The sequence below is a fragment of the Gardnerella sp. 26-12 genome, assembly GCF_001660745.1.
GTDB classification, from domain to species: domain Bacteria; phylum Actinomycetota; class Actinomycetes; order Actinomycetales; family Bifidobacteriaceae; genus Bifidobacterium; species Bifidobacterium swidsinskii.
The window spans coordinates 22,477-26,878 of sequence record NZ_LWSR01000018.1; the positions used below are offsets into that span (position 1 = coordinate 22,477).

Here is a 4,402-nt window from a genome sequence, read left to right on the forward strand (position 1 = left end):
TGCATAATCACTCAAGTCAATAGAAATAGAACCTTGTTGCGGAACCATTCCCATTCGTTGCGCTCTTGCAGGAAGTTCAGATTCCAAAGTATCTAATTTCGCTTGACGAGCTTCCACATCCTGATGCAAACGAGAAATACGCATCTGTACTGCAGTTTGGTCGAAGGAAATCTCTGCCATTTGCGTACGCAAAAGAAGCGAAGTCAACAACGTAACAACCATAAAAATCACAATAATCATGCAATTCACAAGAGGTACTTTGCGCGTATTGCTCCATGTCATAACCTTGCTGAATCGTTCAAGCACAGCAGAAGATTTACGTTGAGATGGGTTAAACACCGAAGGAGCAGAATTATGTACGTATTCTTTACGAGTCGAATTATCTTTAGTACGACCAGCTGGAGCTGAAGCAGAAGACGCAGAAGAGCGCAAAACACGATTTTGCATGTTCAATACCATGTCAGCGACCTCCTTTTATAGCTTTACGACCAGCCGCCTCATCTTCAAGCCTTGGAATCCAACGCTCCGGGATAGGGCGGCATAATTCGACAGCGCGCAAACGAACTGAAGAAGATCTAGTGTTATGAACAATTTCTTCTTTAGAAGCTTTCATAGCTCCGCGAGTAAGAGCTTTAAAGAACGGCTGAGCATCATCAGGAATAACAGGCATGTTTGCAGGAACATCAACTGTTAATCCTTGATTCATAAAACGTTTTACAGCTGTATCTTCCAACGAATGATAAGATTCAACAACTAAGCGACCATGCTCACGAAGATGTAAAGCAATTTTAGGAAGAGTACGGCTCAATTTATCTAATTCACCGTTCACTTCAATACGCAAAGCTTGGAACACTCGTTTTGCTGGATTTCCAGTAGCGCGATGAGCTTTCGGAATTACAGAGTCAACTAAGCTAACCAACTGACCCGAAGTAGCAATAGGCTCCGTAGCACGAACTTCAACAATACGACGAGCAATAGGAGAAGCAAAACGTTCTTCACCATACTCTCGGAAAATTCTAGTTAATTCTCGAGAATCATAAGTAGCTAAAATCGTTGCGGCAGTAGTTGCTTGCGTCGTATCCATACGCATGTCAAGTGCTGTATCGTGAGAATAAGAAAAACCGCGATCAGTTTCGTCAATTTGCAAACTTGAAAGACCCAAATCCATAAAAGCAGCATCAATACGGTCAATGCTGTTTTCTTGTAGCACTTCATCAATCTCATCGAATGCTGCATGTGCAGGAATAAAACGATTCTCGAGACCTTCGCTGCGCATTCTTTGCGTTGCTAACGAAAGTGCTTCAGAATCACGATCAATACCAATAAGTGTTGCAAAAGGCGCAGCTTTAAGAAAAGCAGTCGCATGACCAGCAAGGCCTAAAGTGCAATCTACTACTATTGCGCCTTTGTGTTGCAAAGAAGGAGTAACTAAATCAACACAATCCTGCAATAATACCGGTGCGTGAATAGCTGTAATATCTTTCATAGCATCAGTCATCACATCACCGCCGGAAGTACATCGTCAGCAATATCTGCATAACCTTGCTCACGATCGGCAAGATATTCTTCCCAAGCAGACTTATTCCAAATCTCTGCACGCGTACCAACACCAATAACAACAATTTGATCGCCCAAATTGGCGTAATCTCTTAACATTGGCGGCACAACAATGCGTCCCTGCTTATCTGGCTCTTCATCAACAGCACCAGAAAGGAACACACGAAGATAATCGCGAGCTGACTTATTGCTCATAGATGTGCGCTGAATTTGCGTTGCCATGCGCTGGAACTCAACCATAGGTAGCACGTAAACACAATGCTCCTGACCGCGAGCCATAACAAAACCAGTTCCGAGCTGAGAACGGAATTTTGCAGGAAGTGCAACACGACCTTTATCGTCAATTTTTGGAGTATAAGTGCCTAACAAAATAGGTGTTGCTGGATGAGTTGACACAGCTTCTTGATATTGAGAAGCATAAAAAGGTGCAACTGGCATAGCTGCAGCTTGTGCAGACGAATCAGCAGCGCCGGACGGAGTGGAGGTGAAAACCGGTGCTGGCATATATTGCTGCATTGCTGGCATAACAGTTGAAGGCATACCATAATAACCCTGAATTGACTGCTTAGACTGTACAGGTTGAACAGGCTGAACGTATTGCTGCTGAGACACTTGTGAATCTTGCATTTGCAGTGGCATCTGCGATTGCTGAGAAACATTTGAATCAGCAGCTTGTTGAGCCTGATTTATGGAATGCGAAGAGGAAGAATTGGCGTTATTGCGCGGTTGCTTATCAGCAGCACGACGTGCCATACTCCACCTCCTTAACTCAACATGCACTATGCCATTTACACGTTGTTCACCATTTTACCCCATTCCTCCCCAAAAATCCCCACTTTTTTACAAAATTTTTGATTTTTTTGAAGCAAACCACCAATAGAAAACAAAAGACCCTCACGCAGCGCGACGACCTGCCTGAGCGCTGCGATTTAGCGCGCGAAGGCAACTCGGAGCGCCGAGCTTGCTCAGAGTTGAAAGCACAGTGTGCTTTCACCGCAAGCGAGGTCTGCCTTCGTCTCGATTGACGAAGGCAGGGCAGAGTTGCGTGGTTGCGCTTTAAAAACTAGGTTGTGGTTAGTGTGCGCGACGACCTGCCTGAGCGCTGACATTTAGCGCGAAGGCAACTCGGAGCGGAAACTCGCTAAAGTTGGAAGTCCAGTGGACTTCCAACGCGAGTTTCGTAAGCGAGCGCGTAATCCGCGCGAGCGCAATCTGCAGCAGTGTCCCAAAACATCAAACAAAAGGCCCTAACGCAGTACAGTTTCTGCGTTAAGGCCTCTAAAGTACAAAGTCACTCGCGTTACAAACGCGGCAAATACTTCTCAAGCTCAAAAGGCGTAACCTGACGACGGTACTCTTCCCACTCTTGATGCTTATTGCGCAAGAAGTACTCAAAAGCGTGTTCACCTAATACGCTTGCAACGAAGTCCGAGCGCTCCATAATCTTTAGTGCTTCATCCAAGGATTCCGGCAATGGCTGAATACCCATTGCTTGACGCTCAGCATCAGTAAGCTCCCAAACATCGTCGCTAGTTGGATCGCACAAAGTCATTTGCTTTTCAATACCATCCAAACCGGCAGCAAGAAGCACAGAGTAAGCAAGATACGGATTCGCCACAGGATCTAGCGCACGGAATTCCATTCGGCAAGAATTGCCTTTACCAGGCTTGTATTGCGGCACACGCAGAAGTGCAGAACGGTTGCTATGACCCCAGCAAACGTAGCTAGGAGCTTCCGCACCACCCCACAAACGCTTGTAAGAGTTCACATATTGATCAGTTACAGCGCAAATTTCTGAAGCATGATGCAAAATACCAGCCGCAAATTGACGCGCAATAAGAGACATATTAAATTCTTGACCTGCCTCATAAAAAGCGTTCGTGTCACCTTCGAACAAACTCAAATGCGTATGCATACCCGATCCAGGTTGATCAGTTAGCGGCTTTGGCATAAAGCTTGCATACATTCCGCGCTCAAGAGAAATTTCCTTAACTACAGTGCGGAAAGTCATAATATTGTCCGCGGTAGTAAGAGCATCTGCATAACGCAAGTCAATTTCGTTTTGACCAGGACCGCCCTCGTGATGCGAGTATTCTACAGAAATACCCATTTGCTCAAGCATACTAACTGCACTACGACGGAAATCCATAGCCGAACTTCTAGGAACGTGGTCAAAATAGCCACCCTCATCAATCGGCACAGGAGCTTTGGACCAATCATCTTGAGCTTCAAACAAATAAAACTCAATTTCCGGATGAACGTAGAAAGTAAATCCTTTTTCTTTCGCTTTTGCGAGCGCAGTCTTCAAAACGTGACGAGGGTCTCCCAGTGAAGGCTCTCCGTCTGGAGTTAGCACATCGCAGAACATGCGCGCTGTGCCTTCCGGACCTCCATGCCATGGAAGAATTTGGAACGTCGACGGATCCGGCTTCACAATCATATCGTCTTCTAGGACGCGAGTCATGCCTTCTATTGCTGAGCCGTCGAACCCTATTCCCTCTTCAAAAGCTGCTTCTAATTCAGCAGGGGCAATAGCAACGGATTTAAGCGTGCCTAAGACGTCCGTAAACCAGAGTCGAATAAAACGCACGTCTCGCTCTTCAACAGTACGTAGAGCAAACTCTTGTTGTCGATCCATAATAAACCCCTTGGGTATCATCCGGTTGTATGCATAGCCACGCACATATGCATATTCACGTGCAATTGTAGTGTATTATTTCGTATTGCGCTTCATATGTTGAGCTTATCTGCAATGAATTTACGTAATTGTAATGAAATTTCTACTTTCTAACGCAACTTCTTCAATTTAATATGCCAATTAATTGCTGTCTCTTATACACATCTG

Annotated in this window: 4 protein-coding genes; all 4 read right to left on the bottom strand. The window is 45.3% G+C overall.

Translation table 11 applies throughout. The features are described 5' to 3' along the window. On the bottom strand, positions 1 to 459 hold a 459-nt coding region (locus A5295_RS06325), incomplete at its 3' end, for a hypothetical protein (protein WP_064621570.1). A 1-nt stretch (position 460) separates the two neighbouring features. Further along, positions 461 to 1,486, bottom strand: coding sequence for a 16S rRNA (cytosine(1402)-N(4))-methyltransferase RsmH (gene rsmH / locus A5295_RS01935; RefSeq protein WP_033888517.1), 1,026 nt, complete (start codon positions 1,484 to 1,486; stop codon positions 461 to 463). Between the two features lie 11 nt (positions 1,487 to 1,497). Beyond that, positions 1,498 to 2,310: a division/cell wall cluster transcriptional repressor MraZ gene (mraZ, locus tag A5295_RS01940; protein WP_004108525.1), complete on the bottom strand. Its 813-nt coding sequence runs from the start codon at positions 2,308 to 2,310 to the stop codon at positions 1,498 to 1,500. A 547-nt stretch (positions 2,311 to 2,857) separates the two neighbouring features. Continuing rightward, positions 2,858 to 4,195, bottom strand: a complete 1,338-nt coding sequence (gene glnA / locus A5295_RS01945; protein ID WP_004107357.1) for a type I glutamate--ammonia ligase — start codon at positions 4,193 to 4,195, stop codon at positions 2,858 to 2,860. Positions 4,196 to 4,402 lie beyond the last annotated feature (207 nt).

Excerpts from the sequence above, each read along its gene's own strand:
- rsmH (WP_033888517.1), bottom strand. The coding sequence starts at position 1,486 with ATGAAAGATATTACAGCTATTCACGCACCGGTATTATTGCAGGATTGT.
- mraZ (WP_004108525.1), bottom strand. The coding sequence starts at position 2,310 with ATGGCACGTCGTGCTGCTGATAAGCAACCGCGCAATAACGCCAATTCT.
- glnA (WP_004107357.1), bottom strand. The coding sequence starts at position 4,195 with ATGGATCGACAACAAGAGTTTGCTCTACGTACTGTTGAAGAGCGAGAC.